Origin of the sequence: Aulosira sp. FACHB-615, from assembly GCF_014698045.1 — a bacterium.
In the GTDB taxonomy this organism is placed as follows: Bacteria; Cyanobacteriota; Cyanobacteriia; order Cyanobacteriales; family Nostocaceae; genus Nostoc_B.
The window spans coordinates 108595-134655 of record NZ_JACJSE010000006.1; the positions used below are offsets into that span (position 1 = coordinate 108595).

The 26061-nt window shown below is 40.7% G+C and carries 24 protein-coding genes and 1 pseudogene; 13 read left to right on the forward strand and 12 right to left on the reverse strand.

The genetic code is table 11. The features are described 5' to 3' along the window. The first annotated feature begins 344 nt into the window (after positions 1-344). Positions 345-1823 carry a site-2 protease family protein gene (locus tag H6G77_RS12285; RefSeq protein ID WP_190670812.1) on the forward strand — a complete coding sequence of 493 codons (1479 nt, stop codon included), beginning with the start codon at positions 345-347 and terminating at the stop codon, positions 1821-1823. Between the two features lie 223 nt (positions 1824-2046). Continuing rightward, positions 2047-2526, forward strand: coding sequence for an SMI1/KNR4 family protein (locus H6G77_RS12290; RefSeq protein WP_313954498.1), 480 nt, complete (start codon positions 2047-2049; stop codon positions 2524-2526). On the opposite strand, the gene H6G77_RS12295 is transcribed toward H6G77_RS12290, so the two are convergent. From H6G77_RS12295 to H6G77_RS12320, 6 genes are all read right to left on the reverse strand, one after another. Beyond that, the gene (locus H6G77_RS12295; RefSeq protein WP_190590110.1) at positions 2523-2687 is read right to left on the reverse strand and encodes a hypothetical protein; all 165 of its coding nucleotides are present in this window, start codon (positions 2685-2687) and stop codon (positions 2523-2525) included. The two genes, H6G77_RS12290 and H6G77_RS12295, sit on opposite strands and share 4 nt — an antisense overlap. Positions 2688-3690: 1003 nt before the next feature. Continuing rightward, entirely contained in the window at positions 3691-5073 is a 1383-nt protein-coding gene (locus H6G77_RS12300; RefSeq protein WP_190670808.1) for a DUF2330 domain-containing protein, read from the reverse strand. Positions 5074-5119: 46 nt separating this feature from the next. Continuing rightward, positions 5120-5932, reverse strand: coding sequence for an RnfABCDGE type electron transport complex subunit D (locus tag H6G77_RS12305; RefSeq protein ID WP_190590108.1), 813 nt, complete (start codon positions 5930-5932; stop codon positions 5120-5122). Positions 5933-6471: 539 nt separating this feature from the next. Further along, positions 6472-7509 (reverse strand): WD40 repeat domain-containing protein, encoded by a 1038-nt coding sequence (locus tag H6G77_RS12310; protein WP_242049199.1) that lies wholly within the window; start codon positions 7507-7509, stop codon positions 6472-6474. 95 nt (positions 7510-7604) lie between these two features. Further along, complete coding sequence (locus H6G77_RS12315) at positions 7605-7898, reverse strand: hypothetical protein (RefSeq protein ID WP_190590220.1); 294 nt, start codon at positions 7896-7898, stop codon at positions 7605-7607. Between the two features lie 282 nt (positions 7899-8180). Further along, positions 8181-8351 (reverse strand): hypothetical protein, encoded by a 171-nt coding sequence (locus H6G77_RS12320; RefSeq protein ID WP_190590106.1) that lies wholly within the window; start codon positions 8349-8351, stop codon positions 8181-8183. A gap of 306 nt (positions 8352-8657) precedes the next feature. Between H6G77_RS12320 and ald the strand changes: the two genes are divergently transcribed. The 4 genes from ald (at position 8658) to cydB (ending at position 13245) form a co-directional block, all read left to right on the forward strand. Continuing rightward, positions 8658-9749 carry an alanine dehydrogenase gene (gene ald / locus H6G77_RS12325; protein WP_190871703.1) on the forward strand — a complete coding sequence of 364 codons (1092 nt, stop codon included), beginning with the start codon at positions 8658-8660 and terminating at the stop codon, positions 9747-9749. Between the two features lie 129 nt (positions 9750-9878). Then, positions 9879-10193, forward strand: coding sequence for a TRADD-N-associated membrane domain-containing protein (locus H6G77_RS36590; protein ID WP_396020673.1), 315 nt, complete (start codon positions 9879-9881; stop codon positions 10191-10193). A gap of 486 nt (positions 10194-10679) precedes the next feature. Next, a complete protein-coding gene (locus H6G77_RS12330) occupies positions 10680-12125 on the forward strand; it encodes a cytochrome ubiquinol oxidase subunit I (RefSeq protein WP_190871704.1) in 1446 nt (481 codons plus the stop codon). Positions 12126-12231: 106 nt separating this feature from the next. Further along, positions 12232-13245 (forward strand): cytochrome d ubiquinol oxidase subunit II, encoded by a 1014-nt coding sequence (gene cydB, locus H6G77_RS12335; RefSeq protein WP_190590101.1) that lies wholly within the window; start codon positions 12232-12234, stop codon positions 13243-13245. Positions 13246-13260: 15 nt separating this feature from the next. Here cydB and H6G77_RS12340 read toward each other — a convergent pair whose 3' ends face one another. From H6G77_RS12340 to H6G77_RS12350, 3 genes and pseudogenes are all read right to left on the reverse strand, one after another. Next, entirely contained in the window at positions 13261-14349 is a 1089-nt protein-coding gene (locus H6G77_RS12340; protein ID WP_190670800.1) for a DUF4350 domain-containing protein, read from the reverse strand. Between the two features lie 3 nt (positions 14350-14352). Further along, positions 14353-14985 (reverse strand): DUF4129 domain-containing protein, encoded by a 633-nt coding sequence (locus tag H6G77_RS12345; protein WP_190871705.1) that lies wholly within the window; start codon positions 14983-14985, stop codon positions 14353-14355. Between the two features lie 6 nt (positions 14986-14991). Continuing rightward, positions 14992-15174: pseudogene (locus H6G77_RS12350) on the reverse strand (DUF2243 domain-containing protein); the annotation flags it as partial. 92 nt (positions 15175-15266) lie between these two features. Here H6G77_RS12350 and H6G77_RS12355 point away from each other — a divergent pair. From H6G77_RS12355 to H6G77_RS35680, 5 genes are all read left to right on the forward strand, one after another. Further along, entirely contained in the window at positions 15267-15839 is a 573-nt protein-coding gene (locus H6G77_RS12355) for a GNAT family N-acetyltransferase (protein ID WP_190871706.1), read from the forward strand. An 87-nt stretch (positions 15840-15926) separates the two neighbouring features. Continuing rightward, positions 15927-17474 carry a bifunctional metallophosphatase/5'-nucleotidase gene (locus H6G77_RS12360; protein ID WP_313954494.1) on the forward strand — a complete coding sequence of 516 codons (1548 nt, stop codon included), beginning with the start codon at positions 15927-15929 and terminating at the stop codon, positions 17472-17474. Between the two features lie 366 nt (positions 17475-17840). Next, entirely contained in the window at positions 17841-18410 is a 570-nt protein-coding gene (locus H6G77_RS12365; protein WP_190590098.1) for a LemA family protein, read from the forward strand. Positions 18411-18442: 32 nt separating this feature from the next. Further along, positions 18443-19297, forward strand: a complete 855-nt coding sequence (locus H6G77_RS12370; protein WP_242049200.1) for a hypothetical protein — start codon at positions 18443-18445, stop codon at positions 19295-19297. Then, positions 19290-19520: a DUF3137 domain-containing protein gene (locus H6G77_RS35680; RefSeq protein WP_242049201.1), complete on the forward strand. Its 231-nt coding sequence runs from the start codon at positions 19290-19292 to the stop codon at positions 19518-19520. The genes H6G77_RS12370 and H6G77_RS35680 overlap by 8 nt, the downstream gene beginning before the upstream one ends. 55 nt (positions 19521-19575) lie before the next feature. Here H6G77_RS35680 and H6G77_RS12375 read toward each other — a convergent pair whose 3' ends face one another. Then, positions 19576-20154, reverse strand: a complete 579-nt coding sequence (locus H6G77_RS12375) for a hypothetical protein (protein ID WP_313933919.1) — start codon at positions 20152-20154, stop codon at positions 19576-19578. A gap of 224 nt (positions 20155-20378) precedes the next feature. Here H6G77_RS12375 and H6G77_RS12380 point away from each other — a divergent pair, with 224 nt between their 5' ends. After that, positions 20379-21683: an O-acetylhomoserine aminocarboxypropyltransferase/cysteine synthase family protein gene (locus tag H6G77_RS12380; protein ID WP_190871707.1), complete on the forward strand. Its 1305-nt coding sequence runs from the start codon at positions 20379-20381 to the stop codon at positions 21681-21683. Between the two features lie 317 nt (positions 21684-22000). Further along, the gene (metX, locus tag H6G77_RS12385; RefSeq protein ID WP_190871708.1) at positions 22001-23089 is read left to right on the forward strand and encodes a homoserine O-acetyltransferase; all 1089 of its coding nucleotides are present in this window, start codon (positions 22001-22003) and stop codon (positions 23087-23089) included. A gap of 2 nt (positions 23090-23091) precedes the next feature. Here the strand turns inward: metX and H6G77_RS12390 are convergent, their stop codons facing one another. Next, positions 23092-25305 (reverse strand): tetratricopeptide repeat protein, encoded by a 2214-nt coding sequence (locus H6G77_RS12390; RefSeq protein WP_190871709.1) that lies wholly within the window; start codon positions 25303-25305, stop codon positions 23092-23094. A gap of 480 nt (positions 25306-25785) precedes the next feature. Next, the gene (psb34, locus tag H6G77_RS12395) at positions 25786-25965 is read right to left on the reverse strand and encodes a photosystem II assembly protein Psb34 (protein WP_190590093.1); all 180 of its coding nucleotides are present in this window, start codon (positions 25963-25965) and stop codon (positions 25786-25788) included. Positions 25966-26061 lie beyond the last annotated feature (96 nt).

The following is a 26061-nucleotide window of genomic DNA, read 5'->3' on the forward strand; positions in this document are numbered from 1 at the left end:
TAACCCAACAGGGTCTTGAGAATGTTGGGTTCCGTTCCTCCACCCAACCTTGTATATTGAGAGTCTGTCCCCCTTGTCCTCCTTGTCTCCCGTGTCCCCCGTGTCCCCCGTGTCTCCCTTGTCCTCCTTGTCCCCCTTGTCCTTTCGATTGATTTGAGCGAAAAACAGGTAGCGTTATACATTAATAAAAGCATAGAGCTTCAGACAGAACGTACTACCTCCCGCCTCGGTTGGTGAGCGTAGCGCCGCCCTGAGCTTGTCGAAGGGCCGAACCACTGCCTCCTGCCTCCTGCTTCTCACACTTGACCAACTAGGCTTGGTCGTTCACAGCGAAGGGTTTGGAAATGTTTGCTTCTTCAGAGACTCCTATAATTGGGACAATTTTATTAGTAGCTTTCGGCATATTAGGCTGGGGCTTTTATCGCGCCAGACCTTTTGGAAAACTGGGAATCTTAGCCTGGTTGCAGTCAGTGGTTTTGATGACTCCCTGGCTGTTATTTTTTGGTTTGTTTGCTGCTGGCGTTTATCTCAACATTGTCGGCATATTGTTCTTAGTAGTAGCTTCTGCCGGGTTATACATCTACCTCGGCAGACAATTACGGGCGGCGGGACAAGATGCCATCCTTAAGCAACGGGCAACAGAAAGGCTGGCTGCTGACACCACACCAGAAGGTAATACAGCACCAGTCACCGCCGAACTCCAAATTGAAGTATTATCAATTCCCGAAGCTGACTTGAGTGCCATTAAAGGCATTTTTGGACTGGATACATTTTTCGCCACAGAAACGATCGCCTACCAAGAAGGCGCTATCTTTAAAGGTAATTTACGCGGCGAACCCCAAGAAGTTCACAACCGCCTCAGCGCCAACTTACAAGAACGTCTCGGTGAGCAATATCGCCTGTTTTTAGTAGAAAATACAGACGGTAAACCTGTAGTGATTGTATTACCTAGCCGTAACGATCCTCGTCCCACCACCGCAGGTCAGAAAGCCTTTGCTGGTATTCTGCTCATCGCTACCATTGCTACCTGTTTAGAAACTGCCGGGTTACTCCTCAACTTTGATTTATTTGCCAACCCAGCCAAGTTCACCCAAGCCTTACCCATCGGCCTCGGCATTTTTGTCATTTTAATCGCCCACGAAATTGGTCATTGGGTACTGGCGCGGCGTTATCAAGTCCGTCTTGGCTGGCCTTTCTTTTTACCTGCTGTACAAATTGGTTCCTTTGGTTCAATTACTCGCTTTGAATCTCTCTTACCCAACCGCACAGCATTATTTGATATTAGTTTGGCAGGGCCGGCTGCTGGCGGTATCGTCTCTTTAGTCATGTTAATTGTCGGCTTACTGCTTTCCCACCCAGGCAGTTTATTTCAATTACCCAATCAATTTTTCCAAGGTTCCATTTTAGTCGGCAGCTTGGCGCGAGTCGTCCTCGGTTCCGCCTTACAATCATCCTTAGTTAACGTCCATCCCTTAGTAATTATTGGTTGGCTGGGTTTAGTCATCACCGCTTTAAACCTTATGCCTGCTGGTGCTTTAGATGGTGGACGCATCGTGCAAGCAATTTATGGACGTACAACTGCGAAAAGAGCCACATTTGCCACTTTAGTTTTGCTGGCGTTAGTTTCTCTCGGTAACACCTTGGCAATGTATTGGGCAATTGTCATTCTTTTATTACAACGAGATTTAGAACGCCCCAGCTTAAACGAAATCAGCGAACCCGATGACGCTAGAGCCGCATTAGGTTTGTTGGCATTATTCCTAATGATTGCCACTCTTCTGCCCTTAACCCCCGGTTTAGCTGGGCGTTTAGGTATTGGGTAATTAAGTTAAATTGTTAGTGGTGTGAACTAGATTAATTAGCTCACACCACTACAAACTCTGCGTTTAACACTTAATTCCTCTACGTTGAAAAATACTTATTAACCTAAAAATTACTCAAATTAATAGTGCGATCGCCTGTAAACAATTAATTACGAAAAATCACTTTTATACAACACCCAAATTATTATATTCTATAACTGTTGTAGATTTTCCAGATGAGGCAATTCAATCAGAATGGTTAGGTTTACCAAGAGCATCAGAAAAAGAAATTACTGCTACTGAATCTCGTTTGAGGACAAAATTACCACTATCTTACCGGGAATTTTTAAAGGTTACAAATGGCTGGCCTGGATATCCAGGGGTTTTAAGGTTACGGATGGCTAAAGAAATAGACTGGTTTTTTGTTGAGCATCAGAACTGGATTGACATCTGGACACAAAGCTTGAGAAGTTTACCACCTATATCTGATGAGCAATACTTGATATATGGAAAAAATTTAGAGCAAGATATACGTGTAGAGTATCTACAAACAAACCTACAAATTAGTGATGCGTTGGATGGTGAAGTTATTTTACTTAACCCTCAAATTACTCATAATCAAGAATGGGAAGCTTGGTTATTTAGTAATCATATTCCTGGAGTTAAACGTTATCGGTCTTTTTGGGAAATGCTCACTACAAGAGGAATGGGCGCTACACCTTAATAGTCACTGTCAGAGACACAAATGCCTTTACATTTAATTCCATTTGTAGCGGTACGCAAACAATGAGGACAGAGAATTTTTTCTGCTTCCATTTCTGGATTGATCACTACATTAGTGCTGGCTTGTAATTTGTCTTTCTCTGTCTGGGATTGTACAGTCATACCAATTGCTAAATTTTTAGAAGTTTACATCAAATGCTGGCACTATCATAAGTATAGCTTCAGAAGATGTTTGAAAATTTGACTTGATTTTGTCCCTACACAGGACTTACGCAAAAGTTCCCGAAAAGCTTAATTTATCGAACCGCCAAGTCGCCAAGAACGCCAAGAAATCGTAGAGTCTGCGTAAGTCCTACCTACATTATTTCTTGATCAAGGTGCAATTAATCGGTTGTTGTAGAGACGTTGTACATAACATCTCTACAGGATTTTATAGAATATATAGCGGTTCTCGGTTGGATGAGGTACATTTCAACCCCACCCCCAACCCCCTGACAGGTGTAGGTTTTTTACGTTATGCCCCAAAAACCTTGATTTAGGGTGTAGGGGTGTAAGGGTGTGAGGGGGGTGGAACTCTGATTAAATCGTGATTTTTAGAGTCGCTACTCATCACTCTGTTAAAAACCTACACTTGTGAGCCCCCAACCCCCTTTCAAGGGCAGGCTTTTTTTATTAGACAAATTTTTGGGCTTTTAAAACCAAAATTATTGTCTGAACAGTTAAAACTACGTTTCATAATTGAGAATATTCTCAACTATTTATCGAAGGTTTAAAAACCTGCCCTTGAAAGCCCCCAACCCCTCCCCCGAAGTTTGCTTAACGGGGGGAACCCCCGCACGCAACTTCTCTCCGCAAGCGGGGAGGGGAGCGTTTGCGTCAGCAAATGCGGGGTGGGGTTCCGACTGTATTAAAAGCAAGTAAGAACCGCTATACCCGAATTTCTCACGTATGGGTAGCGGGTGTGGAGAGAGAGGGGAGTGTGGGGAGTGTGGGGAGTGTGGGGAGTGTGGGGGGAAAGATTTTTTCACCATCCTCCCACACTTCCCACCCCTCCCACCCCTCCCACACCCCTGGATTTCTCACAAGAGAGAAATCCAGGTATAGTTTCTAGGAGAATTGGTATTACATCCAGTCTCAACCGACAATCTTTGTGTGTACTTCCTATTTACATTCCCACCAACCATGAGAAGAAGTTTCCCCACCAAGAAGAATTTAAATCACCCACAGTCAGTTTCATTTTGCGGCGAATATCTTGGATATTCCAATTAGTGAGTTTGGCTAAGGTTTGGGCTTCTTGTTCAAATCGCTTGGGTAAAGAACGCTTGTATTCTCTACCAGCTTGACATTTGAGTTCGCCTGTAAAGGGATGCTGTAAAATGTATCGCCCTTGGAAAGATTCTTGGTTAGAAGTAGCTTGAAAAATTGGGTCTTCAGGGAATCTATCACGGGTGTAGCGAATATGTAAGCGAGTGATGAAAACGCTGCTACTAACAATTGGCGGACGACGGAAACCGGACGGGAATGGCTCGTCATTGCTGGAATTATTATCTAGCCAAAATACACCCGCTTGTTTGAGTTCTTCTGGGTTCAGAGGTTCTGCGGAACAAGGATCGCAACTACTCATATCCCAAGCATATTCCAAGAAAGCTACCTTTCTGTCTTCTTTTAGGTAGGATGTTTGGAACATGGACTTGTAAAAATCACTAAATTCATTTTTGACAAATACCGGAATGTTGGCATCGGAAGGAACTTTCACGGTGCGGTAGTTGGTGATTTCTGCTTGCCCTTTGGGTGAGAGGACATAGACAATTAAATCTTGAGCAGCGTTGGCATTAATCATACCCAAACGAATGGGCAGCATGAATTTACGTGATTGGTAAGAAATTTGTAACGGACGTAAAAACTGATAGCCAGATTCTTCAAATTTATCGAGGTTGACTTTCGCCACAAAAAATTTCATCCCAGAGCGGACATAAGGTTGGAGTAGCTGTTTTGCTCCTCTGGGAATTTTGTAGCCGTTGCGATTTAGCCAAGTTTCCAGGCCGCCGGATTCTTTTGCACTTAAAATTACAATGTCATATTCGCCAACGTTGAAACGTGCTTCGACGGTTACGCCTAACTCACTCGCACTACCTCTGGCTGCTCCGGCTCTAGCTCTGGCTGCTGGTGCGGGTAAGGCTTCGTTAAGTACTCGGTCGTATTCGGTGCAAGGATCAGAGTCGAAGTATTCTACTAAGCGTGGTGCGCTAAAAGCATCTAAACGCTCGACAATTTTGGGTGGAGCAACACGGACTTGTTCTTTTTTGATGACTGTGGGTACAGGTACAACCATTGCAAAATCTTTGACTTCGCCTTTGAAGTCATTGGCCATAGTCAAAACGGTGCGATCGCCATCCCGCGCCATAATTACTTGAGAGGCTTGGTTGTATAATTTACTATCGGCTTTGGCAACATAAAAGCCACAAAATGCCCAGGCTGTGGGAGCAAAACACAGTACAGCCAATACAGTAATTAATAATGATGAAATTACTATTCTCAATCGCTTCATTTTATACCTCTGAATTAGGGAGTGGGAAGTAGGGAATAGGGAGTAGTTAATTCTCTTGCGTTCTTATGTTCTCGAACCAAGCAAATCTGGGTGATGACCACAGCCAATCAATCACAATGGTCAATGGTGCAAGGGCAAACAATGACCAAAATACGGCTGTAGAAATGAAGAAGTTATTTCGCAGGATGAAAGTTAAGCTGGCAATGCAGATAGCCCAAACTATCCGCCCGATTTTGGCGTTGGGAATTGAGCGCGGATCTGTCACCATAAATAAGGCAAACAGCAGCAAAGACCCACTCATTAAGCGATGCCAATACACGTCCCAAGTCCAACCGAGCCAAAGGTTGCGTATGGCTTCTAACAAAGAGTAGGAACCTAAAAAAGCGGCCGTGGTATCCCAACGACCAATGCGTTGTAAAATCAAACCGCCAGTCCCAGCAAATAACAGCCCATACCACCATTCTTCACCCCACTGTCCGGGAGATACCCACGCATCTGAGGTGAGGGTTAAAGCGGTGATAATGCCAAAATTACCTGGGTTGAAGAAATGTTTATCGCCGACTTTGAAGCAAAATTTACTGGCGATCGCACTTACTCCTGCTAACATCATTGTTGTCCAATGGTCAGCCCGTAAGAGCAAACTCAGTCCCAGGGAAGTAATCAAGGCACTACGCAGATTTAGCTTTTGTTCTGGCTCTTGGCTATTGAGCTTTGACAATATCCACTGCGTTGATAAACAAGACGCAATCACTACACCAATCAATTCTGGATGCAGTGTCCAGTCTCTGGTGCCAATTCCCAAGACTAAAAATGAACCGAGAAATAGAATTTGATAGTCCCGTATATCTTTCAGCAACATTACCAATATATTCAGGGATTACCCGTAGATTTTTCACCAATCTAGTCGAGTAAAAACTGAAATACCATTGCTGTTACAGATTTTGTTACAAACAAGACTGTGAGACTGGGTGTAAGGGTGTATGTTCACATCTTGTACCTAGCGACTACACAGACAAAACCCGCACTTCGACAAGCTCAGTGACCACCTGCGCGGGTTCAAAACCGTGTGTAACTTTCTCTTAAACCTAACCCCCAGCCCCTTCAGGGGAGCAAGATTCAAAGCCTCTCTCTGTTGCGGCTACCGTGTACACACAAGTCGAAAATAGGCAGTATGAAAGCCTATCCCGCCTTGAACTAAAGTTCCAGGCTCATAGCGAAAGTCCACTCAAGTGGACTAGAATGAGTTTCTTGTTGAGTCCTCTTCAGAGGACTTACGCTGTGAGACTCGGAATAAATTCCGAGACGGGACAGATGCACTCAACCGAGATTTGTGTGTACACCATAGCTCTGTTGCGGGGAGAAGTTTGGAGGGTCTGAAAAAATAAACGACACGTCACTTTACTTACGTTTTGGTTGTATATTTCCCCAAATGTTGACTCTGCCGTCAAAACCGCCACTAGCTAACAATCTGCCATCTGGACTAAAAGCGATCGCATTTACCCAATCACTATGTCCATAAAGTGTACTTAATAACTCGCCTGTAGTTAAATCCCACAGTTTAATGCCATCTCTGCCGGCGCTGGCTAAAGTTTGGCCGTTGGGGTTAACTGCGATCGCATTTACCCAGTTATTATGTCCTTTGAGGATACGGGAAAGGCTTTTTGATTGCAGATTCCAAAGTTTAATGGTGCGATCGCGGCTGGCACTAATTAAGGTTGTACCATCGGGGGTAAAAGCTACAGCATTCACAGCTTGGGAATGTGCCGAAAATGACCGAATTAATTTACCACTCTCCAAGTCCCAAAGCTTGATTTCGCCTTTATTATCACCACTGGCAACTGTTTGACCATCAGGGCTAATTGCTACTGTATAAATTGAGTCACTAACCTTGATTAAAGTTGTCAATGGGCGTTGCTGTAATAAATCCCATACCCGAATTCCGTCTAAAGCACCACTAACTAGCACTTTACTATCAGGAGATACCGCTAAAGATAAGACGTTACTGGTGTGTCCGACAAAGGAACGACGAAATTTATTATTTTTAAGATTCCAAATATTAATTGTGTTATCTGTACTACAACTAACTAGGGTTTGCCCATCTGGCGCAATCACCAAGGATTCTACAGAGGTTTTGTGTGCTTTGCTATTCGCCAACTTTTTGCCAGTTAAAGGATTCCACAGGCGAATTGCACCTTCATTTTCAGCACCACCACTGGCGAGAATTTTGCCATCGGGACTAAAAGCCAGAGATTTCACCGTTCCAGTGTGTCCCACCAAGCTATAAATTAAGCGGAAATTGGCAAAATTAGGTTGAGATGGGGAATCTGGTATTTGAGCGATCGCAGCATGAGCAGTATAAATATCTAAACTTTGCCAAATAGTTAGCGGCAGAGTCAAGGCTGCTATAAAAGCCAAGAAAATATGCGGGCGCAGCAAAAGGCTGTTCCCCTTTTTTCCCTCACTCCTCACAAATTTTTCCTCACTGTTTGAATAGTTAAGTCAATTTACTTCACATTTGTGACTCAACACTATCAACGGGGTGGTTTTTTCTTCGCAACAGTTAATATCGGTAGCGTGGGACTCGATGAACGGGAAGGTAAGTAATGTTGTACCACAGGTTCCTCTGGGATGGGGCGATGCTGCTGCATTCGCCACAACTTAAAGGCGAGACTAATACCTGCTGTTCCCAACCCAAGGGCTAACAATGACCAACTATCATCAAATCCACCAATCACAGCATCTACTACGCCCATTGTTATCAAGATACTGATAATTGGCTCTTTTCTGTAGGCTGATTTCAAAAAACGAGGTAATGCAGCATTCATCACAGCTTGGTTTATCCAAATCACCTTTGTGTCAGTTTACCGAGAATACCTCACCGCCAGTAGTCTTTTATAAAAAAGACATCTAAATATTATAATTTGGATCAGTAGGTGAGGGATTGTCACAATTTGTCTTCTTGCTGATTTGCAAGCCTACAAAGATATAGACAGCAAATTATCCAAGATAGTTCTCTTGATAAAGTTTTAACCAGCCGACTATGCCAGCTGGTTAAACCTGTTCTACTTACTAGCTTACATCTAGAAAGCTTTTGCTTTTGAATCGTACTACTTGAGACCGAGCCAAGATAGCACACCTTGATTGGTGACATATTCAATAATCACCATCAAGCCAAAGCCAATCATCGCCGCACGACCATTGAGGCGTTCAGCATACTCACTAAAGCCAAATTTGGGTTCTTCTAATTTGGGGGTAACTGTGGGTTGTGGTTGTGTCATGTTCAATAAACCTCTTTTCGGCAAACGGGACTTAAAAGTAATAGCCTTGAATCTGGACTTTGGTCAGGTTGGAGCCAGATGAACCTAGGAGCAGCTTCTTAAATGTAGCTGTGCAGAGGCTCTGTTAACATTTTGTAATTATTCTTTATATATTGTAGTCAACTGTGTCAATAGTCAAGGGTAAGAGTTTTCAGCTTTGTTACCGTGAAAGGGAAAACTAAGGTTGTAGATAGCTATATCTAATACGGAACTGTCAGTCTGAGACTGGCAGGCTAAATTAAACCAAAAATTCATCAGAGGCGTTATATGGAAATTGGCGTTCCCAAAGAAACGAAGGATCAAGAGTTTCGAGTCGGGTTAAGTCCTTCTAGTGTCAGAGTACTAAGGGAAAATGGTCATAGTATCTTTGTCCAAACACAAGCAGGTCATGGTGCTGGTTTTACAGATGCAGATTACATGAATGCGGGGGCAGAGATTGTTTCGACAGATGAAGCCGCATGGAATCGGGAATTAGTCGTTAAAGTCAAAGAACCATTATCGAGCGAATATAAATTTTTGCAAAAAGGGCAAATATTGTTTACATATTTGCATTTGGCAGCCGATCGCAAATTAACCGAACATCTAATTGATTGTGGCACTTGTGCGATCGCCTACGAAACTGTCGAACAACCAGGCCCTAACAGACTACCCCTACTCACACCCATGAGTGTCATCGCTGGGCGGCTATCAGTGCAGTTTGGCGCGAGATTTCTAGAACGTCAGCAAGGCGGTAGAGGAGTCCTTTTAGGTGGTGTACCCGGTGTTAGACCCGGTAAAGTTGTGATTTTAGGTGGTGGTGTAGTCGGCACAGAAGCAGCGAAAATTGCTGTGGGGATGGGTGCGGCTGTGCAGATTTTAGATGTAAATGTAGAACGTTTATCTTATTTAGAAACTCTGTTTGGTTCGAGAGTGGAATTACTTTATAGCAACTCTGCCCATATAGAAACTGCCGTTAAAGAAGCTGACTTACTAATCGGTGCTGTTTTAGTCTTGGGACGCAGAGCGCCAATTTTAGTATCCCGCGAATTAGTCAAACAAATGCAGCCTGGGTCAGTAATTGTAGATGTTGCGGTTGACCAAGGCGGTTGTGTGGAAACCTTACACGCCACTTCCCATACCAACCCCGTCTACATTGAAGAAGGCGTAGTCCATTATGGCGTTCCCAATATGCCAGGTGCAGTACCTTGGACATCTGCTCAAGCCCTTAATAACAGCACATTACCATTCGTTGTGCAGTTAGCAAATCTAGGCATCAAAGCCCTAGATGTTAACCCATCCTTAGCCAAAGGTGTGAATGTGCAGAATCATCGCATTGTGCATCCGGCTGTGCAAGAAGTCTTTCCTGATTTGGTGAGTTAATTTTTTCGTATTTATTAATATCAGTATTTGATGTTATTACATCAGTGAAGAGACAGACAAGCCATTGGCTTAAGCCAATGGCTCAACTCACTATTGCCTAATCAGTTACTTACAAAAACTAAAAATACCATGCTCAATCAGTGTGTTTATGCTAACACGCCTCAAGTTGACCACTATACAAAAATTGAGTTAGATGTGTTAAATGAGCATTTACGTCAGGCAAGACAAACATTTAACCTGTGCTTAATTGCTAGTTGTACTTTTCTTTGTATTAGTACAGTTGGTACTCTACTAATCTTATATGGGAAGACAAGCGAAGGGACTGTAATCACTGCAACAGGTGTTTTCTCTACCACTTTCATGATATACATGAATCGTCTGTCTAGTTATAAGATGAAAGAAATTATCCGGACATTAGAAAAGCTCAATCGCACAAGAAAATAGTTTAAGGTATGAGCCATTACACCGAGTGGTAATTACGCATAAATGTAAGAAAACAGGTGTATAGGCTGAAGAAGTTGTCAGTTGGTCTTGGTTTAATATATTATCTGACTTATCCAAGACCTTTTTTGTCTGAAGTTTGACTAATTGTCTTTTGACAATAATTACTAATTGGCTCAGAATTTAAAATAAATTCCCTATCTATCTATAGATAGATGTTGATTCACGGAATAAGCTTGCATAAGTAAATAATATTCTAGCAATACTTTGATTATTTAAAGTATTAATTGGATCTATAAAAGCAAACTCCTAATCATCATAACTTGTTACTACTAAAACTTCAGTTTTACTTATTTGTGGAAAATTATATTTGAGCAGTTAATAATATTTATGCTTAAATAAGTCTTGCAAAAATCAATAGAAAATTCTAGTAATAAACTTTAATACCTAGAATTAGGTTGAATATTTAATAAATAGGGAAATTCTGAGATGGAATTTTTATCCGATTCAGTGGTGCTATCACGGATGCAGTTTGCGCTGACAGCGATTTTTCATATACTTTGGCCTGTCCTGACAACAGGAATGGGGATTTATCTTGTCATTGTTGAGGGACTATGGCTGAAAACTCGTAATCCTGATTATTACCTTCATGCGCGGTTTTGGTCGAAGTTTTACGTCCTCAACTTTGGTATTGGGGTAGCCACGGGTATTCCAATGGAATTTCAGTTTGGGACTAACTGGGCTCCTTTTTCGGAAGCTGTGGGGAATTTTTTTGGTAGTGTAATTGGTTTTGAGGCTTCTTGGGCGTTTATGCTAGAAGCCGCTTTTTTAGGAATTATGTTATTTGGTTGGGAGCGTGTCAATCCTGCGGTTCACTATCTCTCGACAATTTTGGTGGCTGTGGGTGCGAACCTATCAACTTTGTGGATTTTGACAGCAAATTCTTGGATGCAAACACCAGCCGGTGGGGAGATGGTGAATGGCAAGTTTGTTGTCAATGATTACTTTCAGGCGATGTTTAATCCTTTTATGGCTAACAGTGTACTGCACATGTTTTTTGCCACTCTGGAGACTTCGCTGTTTGTTATTGGCGGAATTAGTGCTTGGTACATTTTGCAAAAACGCCATCCAGAGTTTTTTGCTAAGTCTTTAAAAATAGTTTTAGCAGCTGCGATCGCAGTTGCCCCATTACAAATATATATTGGTCACTTAAGTGGCGAACAAGTTTATCATTATCAACCAACAAAACTCGCCGCAATGGAAGCACAGTGGGAAAGTACACCCGCCGGACAACCTGCTGACTGGAGTTTACTTGCGATACCGAATGAAAAAGCACAGAAAAATGATTGGGAAATTACCATTCCCAACGCCTTGGGTTACATTCTGGAATTTAAGCAGAATCTTTCTGAACCTTTGCGTGGTTTGAAGGAGTGGAAACCAGAGGATCGTCCCCATCTGGTAGGGTTGATTTACTACGCTTTTCGGGTGATGATTGCCATTGGCTTTTTCTTTGCTGGATTAATGCTGCTAACTACAGTGCAGTGGTTACGTGGTAAACTTGCAGCCAAAAATATTACTCAGCAGCGTTGGCTAATGTTGGCTTGGGTATTTGCTGCTCCTTTAGGATACATCGCTGTGGAGTCAGGCTGGATTGTGCGCTGTGTGGGAAGACAGCCTTGGACACTTTACGGACAAATTCGCACAGTTGATTCAGCCTCGCGTTTACCTGCAAGTAATGTGTTAACTTCACTCACGGCTTTTGCAGTAGTTTACAGTTTATTATTTATCGCCGCGATGTATTTTGGTAGTCGCATCATTCGTCGAGGGCCAAATCTAAATTTACCAATTCCCGGTACAGAAATTACCAAACCTGCTGTAGATACAACTCCAGGTGAGTTTGTCCCAGATGAACGCCCTGTAGAAGCACAACAATAAATAGGGGAGTGGGGAGTGGGGAGTAGGTTAAATAATTAAGATCCCCGACTTCTTAAAGAAGTCGAGGATCTGAAGTCAAGGTTACTAAGTTTAAATCAGAGATTTTATGGAAACACTGAAGTATTTTTTACCGCAAGTTTGGTTTGTCATTTTAGCTCTATTTTTATTCTTGTACGTGATGCTAGATGGCTTTGATTTGGGAGTAGGAATTTTATCTCTGACTTCTTCTAATGAAGAACGTCGGGGAATTTTGATGACTAGTTTAAGCAATATTTGGGATGCCAATGAAACTTGGCTAGTGTTGATGGGAGGGGGATTGTTTGGGGCGTTTCCTTTGGCTTACGGCACAATTTTAAATGCTTTATATATCCCGATTTTGGTGATGGTATTTGGCTTTATTTTTCGGGGTGTGGCGTTTGAATTTCGGGAGTTATCCAGGCGCAAATTATTTTGGAATTTTGCTTTTGGTGCGGGAAGTTTTATCGCTGCACTTGGTCAAGGGTTTGCCCTTGGTGCTGTCCTCAAAGGGATTAATGTTGATGAGACGGGACACTTTATTGGTAGCACTTGGGATTGGTTAAGTTTGCCATCTGTGTTAGTAGCTTTAACTTTAATTCAAGGATATGTGTTGATTGGTTCGACTTATCTGGTGTGGAAAACGACAGGAGAGTTGCAAGAAACCCATTATCAAACTGCAAAAATAGCCGCGTTGACAACATTAGTTGGTGCGATCGCAATTACAATTAGTACACCGATAATTTATGAAAGTGCCAGATATCGCTTATTTCAACAGCCTTTAGTTTATATATTTACCCTGATTCCCGTTGTGGGAGTTTGGCTAATTTGGCAACTTTTACAAAGTCTCAACCGCAAAGAAGAACGCGCACCTTTTGTCTGGACGATTCTGTTATTTGTGTTGTCTTTTATTGGATTGGGATTAATTGTTTTTCCCTACATTATCCCGACAAAAATCACGATTTACGAAGCATCTGCTGACCCCAGTTCGTTGGTAATCATGATTATTTTTATCGGCTTTCTTATCCCGGTGATGTTGTTTTACAACCTTTATCAATACATTGTGTTCCGGGGTAAGGTGACTGGTGGTGGTTATGAAGAATAGATAGGATTTATTCTTTTATTTTTTCACTTCCTTCAAAGTGCGCCATTTTGCCAACCAGCTTAAAAGTTCTCGCTCACTGATGCGCTGTTTTCGCGTAGATAATTTTAATACTGCATCAAGTTCGGCGGAACTTTGACCTGTTTTTTCTTGCCAAACTTGTAATAATGCTTGGCGTTCTAAAAGTGTTGTGCCTAATCCTAAAGATTTTTGTAGTTGTATTTGTTCTTCTTTACCCACCATTTCTACAACAAAATCGCTAGATTCGGCTTTTTCTAACACTCCTGCTAGTGCTTGGATATATGCTTGGCTATTATCTATCACTGGAGTTTCTAAGGCTACTGGTTTACCAAAGCGTTGATTTTTTGCCCAGATTAAAACTAATAGTAAAACTCCTACTTGAACCAATGCAGGGAACAGAGGTGTTTTAGCAAAATATCTCCATAAACTGCCTTCACCTTCACTTTCTTTAACATCAGTATCTTTGTAACCGTGAATATATTCGTCTACAAATAACTTGTTATTTTTTTGATTAACTAAACTGGCGAGATATTGAAAGTTACTTACATCATCTTGATAGGCATTGGCAGCTAAATAAGGAGTAGCTGAGAAAATTACTTTGCCTTTATCAGATTTTTCTTCCCAAACAACAGCACCAAAGCGATCGCCTAAAGATATGCTTGGTTCTTTTACTTTAATATTACGCCTTTTTGTGGCAATTTTGACATCACCAAAAGCCGAATTTTGCAGAGAATTAAAGTTAGCTTGCGTTACAGGTGTTTTGACACCTAATATTACTAAATTATTCCCTTTCGCTAACCATTCCTGTTCATCAAATAACAAATTCTCTTCCCTCAGAGAACTCATAACTCGCAGTAGGGTAACTGGCGTTTTTTCTGGTTGAATATCTTCTAAAGGCTTTTGCCAACGCTGGATAGTAATACCTTGTTGCTGCATATAAGCATACCAAGCACCATAGCCATCGGGAGATCGACTATAAGTCGAGCCACTGTAAATTTTTGTATTAGGAGCAGCAAAGAAGCTGAGTATAATAATGACAGCAAGTGCGATCGCTCCTAGCCAAGCAACACGATTTGATTTTTTCATAACTTAAGTGCTGGGTGCTGAGTTGTTTTGTTGATTAATAATTTCTTGATAAGCTTGCTGGCATTGTTGATAATTTTCTGGCAATATCTCAGCATTGCCAAAACATAATTGTTCGTGGGTAGTAATGAGAGTTTCGTAAGGTTGAACTGGGGTGATAGTTGAGCGTAAAACCTGTAAATATTCGCCATCAGTGCGACTAAATTTATGGGGAATGAGTTTAGTATCATGCAAGTGTTGTAAGATTGCCAAGTACAGACAACGACAAGCTTCACGATAATTACCTTGGCGGTAAAGTGATTGCGATCGCTCCAGCCATAATGCTACAGATAAATCATGATCGCCATTTTTATCCCCAGCATTTGTATTATTCTTACCCACAGATAACCAAGCATATAGATAAGGGCTAAATTCTTGCCATAAACGCCAAAGTACGAAAGCCAAAAATATCGCAAGTATCAGCCAAAATAACAAGACTAGCAAATGACTTAACCAAGGACTAATTTTCCAGTCTGGTGATAAGTTTGGTAAAGAATTTTGAAAGCGGTCAAATTGATATTCTATCGATTCTCCAATTTGTTGCTGAAGTTGAGATAACTGCCAACTCCAGCTAGTTTTTTCAAAGCCATCATTAGCCATAAATAACTAGTAACCTTTTTTGCTCTTTTGTAGCATTATCCAGCCAATTAATACAAGCAGCGCACCAAATACAAGAAATCCCAAGTCCCTAGCTAACTGATTTGTTCCTGGTTTCACATGATGGATACCGAGAATTTGATGGTCAATTATGCCTTCAATTACATCAAATAATCCCGCACCGATGAATATTATCTCTAGGTTATGGCGCGAAGAGCGATCTTAATCGCCGTTAAGTATTTTTCTGCTAAAGTCAATGACAAGATTTAGTTTTTTTGAAGTTTATGCCTTTATTTACTCTCCAACTTGAAACACCACGTTTGTTACTGCGTGAATTTCAAAACAGTGACAAGGTAGCATTCGCCGCTTATCGCTCTGATCCAGAGATAGCAAAATATCAAACTTGGGATACACCTTATTCAGAAGCACAAGCAGCAGCTTTTATCGAATCATTGCAGCATTTAACTCCTGGTATTTTAGGTGAGTGGTATCAGTTAGCGATTGAACTCAAATCAACAGGACAAATGATTGGTGACTGTGCTTTCTGTATTTTAGCTGAGGATGGCAAACAAGCAGAAATTGGCTTTACTTTAGCACGTAAATACCAAGGTAATGGCTATGCCACAGAAGCTGTAACTTGTTTATTAAATTATTTATTTATCCATCTCAATTTACATCGAGTACGCTCTAACTGTGATTCTCAAAATATAGCATCTATCAAACTATTAGAACGAGTTGGTATGCGCGTTGAAGGTTGTTTTATTAAGAGCTTGTGGTTTAAAAATAATTGGGTAGATGAAATGTGGTTTGCGATTTTACAAGATGAATTTGAGCCAAAAAATCCCCGACTTATTTAACTAAGTCAGGTATCTGAATCTTACGATATATTAAGTAAATATTAAATATTCAGATGTATATTTGATTTTTGCAATATACGTAGTGGCGTGACAAAAATCATCAATTATTTAGAGAAAATTCGCCAATTACAAAATATGAAACTTCTATCGCCAGGGTGCAGTATAGTTTTACAAATATTAGCCACATTTACTTTTACAACTCCGGTATTTGCTGAAGTTGTCAATATTAACTTATTGCAACTCAACGATGTCTACGAAATTACGCCAGTAGAGGGAGGGACTCGTGGTGGTTTGGCGCGTGTCGCTACAGTCAGAAAACAACTGCGCCAAGCAAACCCACGCACCTATACAATTTTGGCTGGAGATTTTTTAAGTCCTTCGGCTTTGGGAACTGCCAAAATTAACGGTACACCTTTAGCTGGACAGCAGATGGTAGCTGTACTCAACGCTTTGGGTTTGGACTATGCAACCTTTGGGAATCATGAATTTGACATACCAGAAAATTCATTTTATCAACGATTGCAAGAATCACGGTTTCGCTGGTTTTCTGGGAATGTCTCAGATAGTAAAGGTCAACCTTTCAAAAATGTCCCCAGGTCGATAGTATTTAATGTGAAAGGCGATCGCGGTGCTGTTGTCAGAGTCGGGTTAATTGGTCTCACTCTCGATAGTAATAAAGCAAATTACGTCAGTTACACAGATCCCTTAACAGTAGCCAAACAGCAGGTAGCAGAACTGAAAGGAAAAGTGGATATTTTAGTAGCTGTAACTCATTTGTCCATAGAGAGCGATCGCATACTTGCAGAAACAATACCAGAAATTGACCTCATCCTCGGCGGTCACGAACATGAAAATATTCAACAATGGCGCGGACGAGACTTTACACCAATTTTTAAAGCTGATGCCAATGCACGTACAATTTACATTCATCAACTACGCTACGACACCACAAAGCGTAACCTACAAATTAACTCTCGTTTAATGCCAATTACCGATAAAATTCCAGACGAACCAAAAACAGCACAGGTGGTTAAACAATGGCTAGACAAGGGTTTTACAGCATTTCGCGCCAATGGTTTTGAACCTAATCAAGAAGTAGCTAAAATCTCATTTCCTTTAGATGGTTTAGAATCAAGTGTTCGCAACAAGTCTACAGAACTCACCAAGTTAATTGCTGAAGCAATGTTGCAAGAAGTTCCCAACGCAGATTTAGCTATCTTTAATGGCGGCTCAATTCGCGTTGATGATGTCATTCTGCCAGGATCAATTACGCAATATGATGTCATTCGCATTTTGCCTTTTGGTGGTAAAGTCGTGGCTGTAGAAATGAAGGGCGAATTATTAGCAAGAGTCCTCAAAAAAGGTCAAGAAAATAAAGGTACTGGTGGTTATCTCCAAACAGCACAAGTTACTAAAAAAGAAAAACCAGAGCAGTGGTTAATCAATGGTCAGCCTCTTGATACAGAGAAATTTTATAAAGTTGCTATTAGTGATTTCTTAATTAGCGGCAAAGAACGAGGATTAGATTTTCTAAATCTTCAGAATCCAGACCTTAAGCTAATTTCAGAAAAACGCGATATTCGTTTTGTCGTCATTGACCAATTAAAAAAACAAGCAAATGCTCTGACTCGTTGATTAATCATGGCAAATCGGAAGAAGTACGTAATTAGCCTGTGAATGTGGACAAAATTATTTATAAAACGTATTTCGACTCCTTTCTCCTGCGGAGACGCTAACGCGAACGACTACGCTCAAGGTAAGTCGCTCAATGCTCAGTACCCTTACTAAAAGAGGGTTGAGCGCAGTCGAAGTATCCACACTTGTTAATTTTAAGTTAGGTTTAATTTATTCCTTCTCCTGAGATGATTTCATTATTTATACTGAACCCAGCCAGAATTTAATAAAGTAATTACCCAAACATACTGTTCTTTATAGACATTAATAAAGATTAAAATCTAAACAAGTTGAGTTAAATACTGTTTAGATATTGACGTTACCAATATGTCTATTTCACCAGCTATAGTAATATTTATTTTCTGGCTGATAGCTGCTTTTATATTCGCCAACCTCTATAACAAGCTAATTAAAAGTAAAAATCAGGTTGATTATGCGTTTTCTACAATTGATGTATTGTTGCAAAAAAGATGGGATTTAATACCTAATCTTGTAGCAATTGCAGAAAAATATATGCAATTTGAGCAGAAGACTTTAACAGAAATTGTCAGACTCAGAACCAAATTAATCTCAGAACGTGTAAGTGATAATACGAGAGTTAGAATAGAAGACCAAATATCGAGAAATCTAGATCATCTGATCGTTACAGTCGAAGCATATCCCGAACTCAAAACCAACGAGCATTTTATCCGGTTACAGTATTCACTAACTGAAATCGAGGAACAAATTTCCGCCGCCCGGAGATTTTATAACAGTGCTGTCACGGAATATAACAATACAGTTGAAATGTTTCCTACAAATTTGTTTGCGTCTTGGATGAATTATCAGTTAAAAATGCAATTCCAAATTTCATCTCAAGATAAACAAAGTGTAAATGTCAGAAATCTATTTAGCTGATATTTTACGCAATTTTTAATAACTAAAATTCCATGTCAACTGATTTAAAATTGTTCCAGTCAGGATTGGAAGCCTTGAAGCACAAGCGTTATGCAGAAGCAGTCAGTTTCTTGGAAAGCTTTTGTCAAATCTGCGAAACAACTCCTGAGATTGAATGTCAGGAATTTTTTGAGGCACAAGCAGCATTAGTAAAAGCATATCACTTTACTGGACAACACCAAGCAGCGCGGTTGTGCTGTCAAAAGTTAGCAGAAAGTAATCATCCAAAAATTCAGACTTGGGCGCAGCAAATTCTTCAATCTTTACCTACGGAATCTTCAGTAACAACTCCCATAGTTCCAAATCAAACACTCCTCACAGCCGAACAAGCCGCCAAATTACTCGCCACAGGAAGTAAAGCACTCAGATTTCGCCACTATGCTGAAGCTGTTCAGGCTTTAGAGGCGTTCTGTCAAGGAACTGATGCAGGATTCAAAGATTATTATCAAGGGCAGATGTGGCTAGTTAAAGCTTATCAGGGAAATGGACAATTAGAAGATGCGATCGCACTTTGCCAACAACTCACTAATCTTGATCAAGAAGTAACCCAAATCTGGGCTAGACAATTTCTTCCGACTTTATTACCATCCACTTCTCAGTTACAGTCTCAAACCGTACAGCCAGCAGAAAAAACTGCTCCTGTCAAAATGACAATGAGAAGTTTATCTGAATTTAAAATCTTTTGTCAAAATAATTTATTAGAAGATTTAAAAGAATTTGAATCGGTTAGGAAACAAACAATCATCTCAGTTTCCTTGGTTAGTACTGTTATTTTTATCATATTTTGTTTATTAGTTAAATTCTTTCCTCTAAGCCAGATATATTTTGTCTACAAATTTAATGACTAAGTTAGTTCAATTTAGAAAAAGAGCGAAAAAGAATATTTACGTATCATTTGTTCAAAATATGATTTACATAGCTATTGAATATGCCGATGATATTTTTGAACCTAAACTTTTCAAAAAAATGTTAAGCTTTGCCCCCATGCGAGAATATTTTGAAACTATAAATCTCATGTTGGATATTGTGGAAGACTTGAATCTCAACCGACATATTTGGGGTAAAAATTAAGATTAATTCACCAATAAAATCCTGTCATTCCTAAACCCCCATCTGAACAGATAGCCTAATTCGCAAGAGGAATATTTTTTCTTGTGAAATATACCTCTGTTTGAGTACCAAGAGTATCAAGCTGATTACTACCTGTATTTACAATCACAGTCGATGCCGTAATTTTGGGGAATGGATATAAATGAGAAAGATAAATTTTATCATTAATAACTATCTTTCCGAGAGAAATGCGAGTCAGCTTATTTATTGACTCAACTTCAGCATCTCCATTGCGATAACACAGTCTTCCAAAAGCTAAAGCCGTTGTTTGTGCCGGAACTTCAAGTAAATAAAAGTAGTCAGGACGTAACCAATCTTGCCAACTATCATCACCGCCTTTACCTAGATATTGAATCGATGATGAATCTATTTTTGTCCATGTTTTTGGAGAAAGCCCTTTAGGAAAAATGATGACTTTAATTTCTCTTTTACCATCAAGAGAAACTTTTCTAGTAAATGTGCCACTATGCCAATAAATGCCTAGCTCATCATAATCATTAACTTTGACTTCAACCAGAGGTTTAGCATTACGGCAAACCTGAGCGCGTCGATTATCTGGCGCTTGCAATTTAACCCACAGAGTTAGACAAACCACAGCTAAAAAAATTGAAACACAAATCTTGAAAAATCGAGGAAATTTCATCGAGATGATTAGTGCAGGGATGATTGACTCTGTTATAGCCAATCATCCATTTGGTTTGTTGACTGCGGAAAGTTAACAGTCTAACAATTTTTGATTTTTAATTTGGATGCTAAAATACTAAAAGCCGATAGTTTTATAGTGGTTTACTAAAATATATTGCCTGTCTGTAATTTTCTATGTCTGAAAAATATCGCTTTGAAACTTTGCAAGTCCACGCGGGACAAGAACCAGCAGTAGGAAGTAATGCTCGTGCTGTACCGATTTATCAAACAACTTCTTACGTCTTTAATGATGCCGATCATGGGGCGCGGTTGTTTGCGCTGCAAGAGTTTGGCAACATTTACACGCGGATTATGAATCCGACCACAGATGTGTTTGAAAAGCGCATTGCAGCTTTAGAAGGGGGTGTAGCAGCATTAGCTACTTCTAGCGGTCAAGCGGCGCAGTTCTTAGCTATCAGCACGATCGCTCAAGCCGGAGATAATATTGTTTCTACCAGTTTTTTATATGGGGGAACCTATAACCAATTTAAAGTTTCCTTACCACGTTTGGGAATCAATGTCAAATTTGTCGAGGGCGATGATGTAGAGAATTTTCGTCAGGCGATCGACGATCGCACAAAAGCATTGTATGTGGAAACCATTGGCAATCCCCAATTCAATATTCCCGACTTTGCAGCATTAGCTCACATTGCCCATGAACATGGTATTCCCCTGATTGTTGATAATACCTTTGGGGCTGGCGGCTATTTGGCTCGACCAATTGAACATGGTGCAGATATTGTAGTTGAATCTGCTACTAAATGGATTGGTGGTCACGGCACTTCTATCGGTGGCGTAATTGTCGATTCTGGGAAATTTGACTGGGGTAATGGCAGATTTCCCATATTTACTGAACCATCACCTGGCTATCATGGGCTAAATTTTCAAGAGGTATTTGGCGTAGGTAGTCCCTTTGGTAACATTGCCTTTATTATTCGCGCCAGAGTAGAAGGCTTAAGAGATTTCGGCCCCTCATTGAGTCCATTTAACGCATTTTTATTATTGCAAGGATTAGAAACACTTTCTTTGCGTGTAGATCGCCATATCTCCAACGCCTTAGAATTAGCCCAGTGGCTAGAACAACAACCCCAAGTAGCATGGGTAAATTATCCCGGACTTCCCCATCACCCCTATCATGAGCGAGCCAAAAAATATCTGAGACACGGATTTGGTGGCGTATTAAATTTTGGCATCAAAGGGGGACTAGAAGCAGGTAAAACCTTTATTAATCATGTCAAATTGGCAAGTCACTTAGCCAACGTGGGTGATGCTAAAACCCTTGTCATACATCCTGCTTCCACCACTCATCAACAGTTAAGTGCTACAGAACAAGTTTCCGCCGGTGTGACACCTGATTTAGTGCGTGTCTCTGTGGGAATTGAACACATTGACGATATTAAAGAAGATTTTGAGCAAGCATTTCAAAAGATTGGTCAATAGTCAATATTAAGAAGTAAAAAGTAAAAAGTCAAAAGTCAAAAGTAAAAAAATAATCCCCATAAATAAATTTAGGGGATTTAATAAGGAAGTATTATTTCTCGCTCTATGCGTCTCGAAATAAATGTTCCTATTTCGTTCCATAAATGAATTTAGCGCGAAGTCACAGCGCAGGAAACCAGCGACCTGAACTTCGAGTATAGAGGAGCTTGTGACCATTATTCTTTTTCTTTCTTTTGCCTTTTAACTTTTTACTTTTGCCTTGTTTGGTCATTGGTCAACAACCCCTCTGTAACAACTCCCCACCTAGTTAGTATTAGATGAATTATCAGGACTTCATTTCACCACAAACTGAGTATTATCATTTACCAAAGCCGTTTGAGTTAGAAGGAGGCGGGGTTTTAACTGGGGTTCAGGTTGCTTATCGGACTTGGGGAAAGTTAAACTCAGCAGGTGATAATGGAGTACTGATTTGTCATGCTTTAACTGGTTCGGCTGATGCTGACGAATGGTGGGAAGGTTTGTTGGGTGCAAACAAAGCACTAGATAGCGATCGCGATTTTATTATATGTAGCAATATTTTGGGCAGTTGCTACGGTACAACAGGAGCAACGAGCATCAATCCCCAAACCGGAATCCCTTACGGTGCATCATTTCCAGCAATTACGATTCGGGATATGGTGCGCTTACAAGCTGTATTTATTCAACATCTGGGAATTAAATCTTTACAGCTAGTCATTGGTGGCTCACTGGGTGGGATGCAGGTACTAGAGTGGGCGTTATTATATCCAAACATTGTACAAGCGATCGCCCCTATTGCCACTTCCGGTAGACATTCAGCTTGGTGTATTGGCTTGAGTGAAGCCCAAAGACAGGCTATCTATGCTGATCCTAATTGGCAAGGGGGTAACTACACAAAAGAACAACCACCCAACCAAGGACTAGCAGTAGCAAGGATGATAGCGATGAGTGCTTATCGTTCTTGGCAGAGCTTTACAGAACGTTTTGGACGACAATATGATGATGTGGCTGATCAATTTGCGATCGCTAGTTATCTACAACATCATGGACAAAAACTAGTGCAGAGATTTGATGCTAACACTTACATAACTCTCACCCAAGCAATGGATAGTCATGATATTGCTCAAGGTCGAGACTATAAATCTGTTTTGCAAAGCATTAAACAACCTGCTTTAGTTGTGGCTATTAATTCTGACATTCTTTATCCACCGATAGAACAACAAGAACTCGCAGATTTCATCCCTCATGCTCAACTAGGTTGGTTGCAATCTAGTTATGGTCACGATGCTTTTTTAATTGATACAGCAGCTTTAAATGAGCTATTGATTAACTTTCGGCAATCTTTAAGTTTAAAAACCTTATCTGATAAGCTAATCGGCACATCATAAATTTACAACTTTGCCAAAATTTCTGGTAATAATTGACCAGGAACTTTTGATAAAGCCAAATTCTGCCCTTGAATGCCTAATTCGTTATGGAAGGCGCGGATTGTTTTGACTACATAAGCAAAGGTGGTTTGATAAGCTTCTGGTTGTTTGCTTAATCCGTTTAAGGCTTGCAAATGGTGATCTAATGCTATTTCTAAATGGTGCGATCGCGTCGGTTTATCCCCATTAAAATAACTATCTGTAACTAACTGATAATGGGCTAATCCTAAGTTATTATGAGCAGCAAACAAATCAAAGCTCAATGGTATTCCATTCAAAGAATGCGCTAATGCAATGGCTTCTTCGTAAGCAATAATTGATAATTTGAGTAACTTTTGCTTGCGTTCTTTTGTGGTTTGCGGTAAGTTTGCCAGATGCCAATAAGCTGTGGCTAAATTATTTTGGGTGGCGGCGCAAGCAGTGGGAACATTGGCGGCGGTGCGATATTTTAAAGCTTCGCAGTAAACATCAATAGCTTGCTGAAGATTGTCGGCGGGTTGTTCGTATTGGGCTAAATTCCAAAAGGCAGTGCCGATATTATTTTGAATCATGCCGTATTTGAGTGGTTCTTGTTCGGCATTATAATGAGCGAGTGCTTGGTTATAAGCTGCGATCGCTTTTTTCAGATGCACTACTGGTTGATTATATTGCCCTAAATGCCAGTAAGCTGTACCTAAATTATTTTGGCAAGCCGCATATTTCAACATATCCATTTCCACAGTGCGGTAAGCCAAGGCTTCTGTATAAGCTAAAACCGCCTGTTGCCAGTTTTCCGCAGGGTGAGAAAATCTTGCTAAATCACCGTAAGCTGTTCCCAAATTATTCTGCACTCGCGCATAAGTTTCTGGGTGAGTCTGCGGTGAAATCATCTTCAACGCCAACTGATAAAATTCAATTCCCTGTTCAATGTAATTTTGTCCCGCCTCAAGATTGGGTGGTGTGCGGTACAACATCCAATACAATGTACCTAAATCATTGAGAATATCGGGTAATTGTGGTGATTGATCATCATAGGCGATCGCTTCTTGATAAGCTAAAATTGCCACCATCAAGTTTTCTAGGGTGGAATTGCCTTGTTCAATCCGCAGGCGATATAAGTTACCCAACTGATGATAAGCTGCTGCCAAATCTTCTTTTGCAGCTTGCTTGATGTGTAATTCTTCAATGGCTAATAAAATTTGTTGTGGCTGCCAATTATCCTCTTCTTCTTGATTAACCTTGGCATTAATCGTGGCTAAAACTAACTCTGTTAACTCCTGGCTAATATGTGATATGGAAGACAGTGAGGGAGTAGTAATTTCACTAACTTGAACAGCCGATTGTGACTCATGCTTAATAAATCCCGGCGGTGGTGGCGGAATATCTAGAACCCTACTAACCTGCTTTGCTGGTGTGTCTGTAGGAACTGTACCATGACCATTTTTGCCAAATTTGGGTTCTGGGGGCGGTGGGGCTTTGGGTGGAGTATCAATTGTTGATTCGTTGACACTAGTCCCTTCTAAATTCCCAAAATCCAAATTCTTGGAATTAGATACACGTTCGGGATAATTAACATTGCGCTTTGCAGGTGAAGGTTCTCCCGCAAAGGTAAATATTCCCGTCCGCCAACGCCAAAACTGGGGTGCTGACTGCTGAATAGCTGACAACCAAGGACGCGATACCCACAACAACACCGTCGATTCGAGAAACCCGCTAGATTCTTGGCTAGAAAAAGCTTCGTCACAAAGGCGCAGATAATGTAAAAACAACCGTTGAACGGCTACGGGTTGCTTAGTTAACTGTTCTACGCCGACAATTTGAAATGTCGGTATTGGCAAAGGCCTGCCAGGGTGATCTGGAGATGCACCAACAATGGGCGGCGGATAATTAGCCAGCCATTGATTTATCTGGGCTACAGGATTAGGCTCATTTAAATTTAACCGCAAAGTTACTAATCGCGGATAAGCCGGAGTGCTGCTAGTTTCCTGTCCATCTTGGGGTTGATATAAAACTTGCCCCACTGGATAAGCCAAAGTGGAGTGTAATCTCGCTGCTACTTGATTTCGCAGTTGTAAATCGTCGCAGACGGCTAAAAACAGTTGTCTTCTTAAGCCCAAACTCAGGGCAAGTTTCAAACGGTGATATACTTGCCGATTCCAAGCAAAATTATCGTGGTGTGCTGAATCATTCACGCTCATGGTGGCTCAACAGCCAAAAAACAATGTACATCACCGGATCAAAGGTGCAATTAGATTGATCTAGTCCGGGGTAATCTTCCCACAGCCCTAGATGACCACGCAAGTGGCTTACCTAGTTGCGATTCTTCTTAACTGAACGTTATTTAACTATGACGGCAATTGTCAAGCAAAAACTTAAAATTTCATGCCTTGACTCAGCAATACAGCGTTTTTCGGTTGAGTGCCGTACCAGTTGATAGGGGCTAGAGGCTAGATTGATGTACCTCATGGGAATGAAAAACGCTATATTCTGACTTGGGACTGTTGACATGACAAAGAAAAAACAGGTTCCCCTAACGATGAAAACCTGCAACACCAACAAAAATTAATTTTTTTCCAAAAACAATGTTATTACAGGAGGCAGAAGGCAGGAGGAAAAGTCTTATTTTTCCTGGCATTCCAGCTTTTAAGTTGTCCTAATATCTCTGACTACCGCTTTAATTAACTGAGATTAGAAACCGAGAAGGCAACAACAATTAAGCCGCCGACTAAAACTGTCGCGGCAACACCGAGGATAATGTAGTTACGCTTCTGCTCTGCTGTTGGAGGTTCTGCTCGATAAACCTTTGGCTCTTGGGCAAAATTGTTAAGACGACCACCTTCTTCATTCGTGTAGGGCATGAAGTAATTCCTTAAGTTCTGAACATTATTATTTAATGTTACAAATACTTATCTGTTCTGCTCTCACTTTCAAAAACAATTTGTTACATTTTCTGT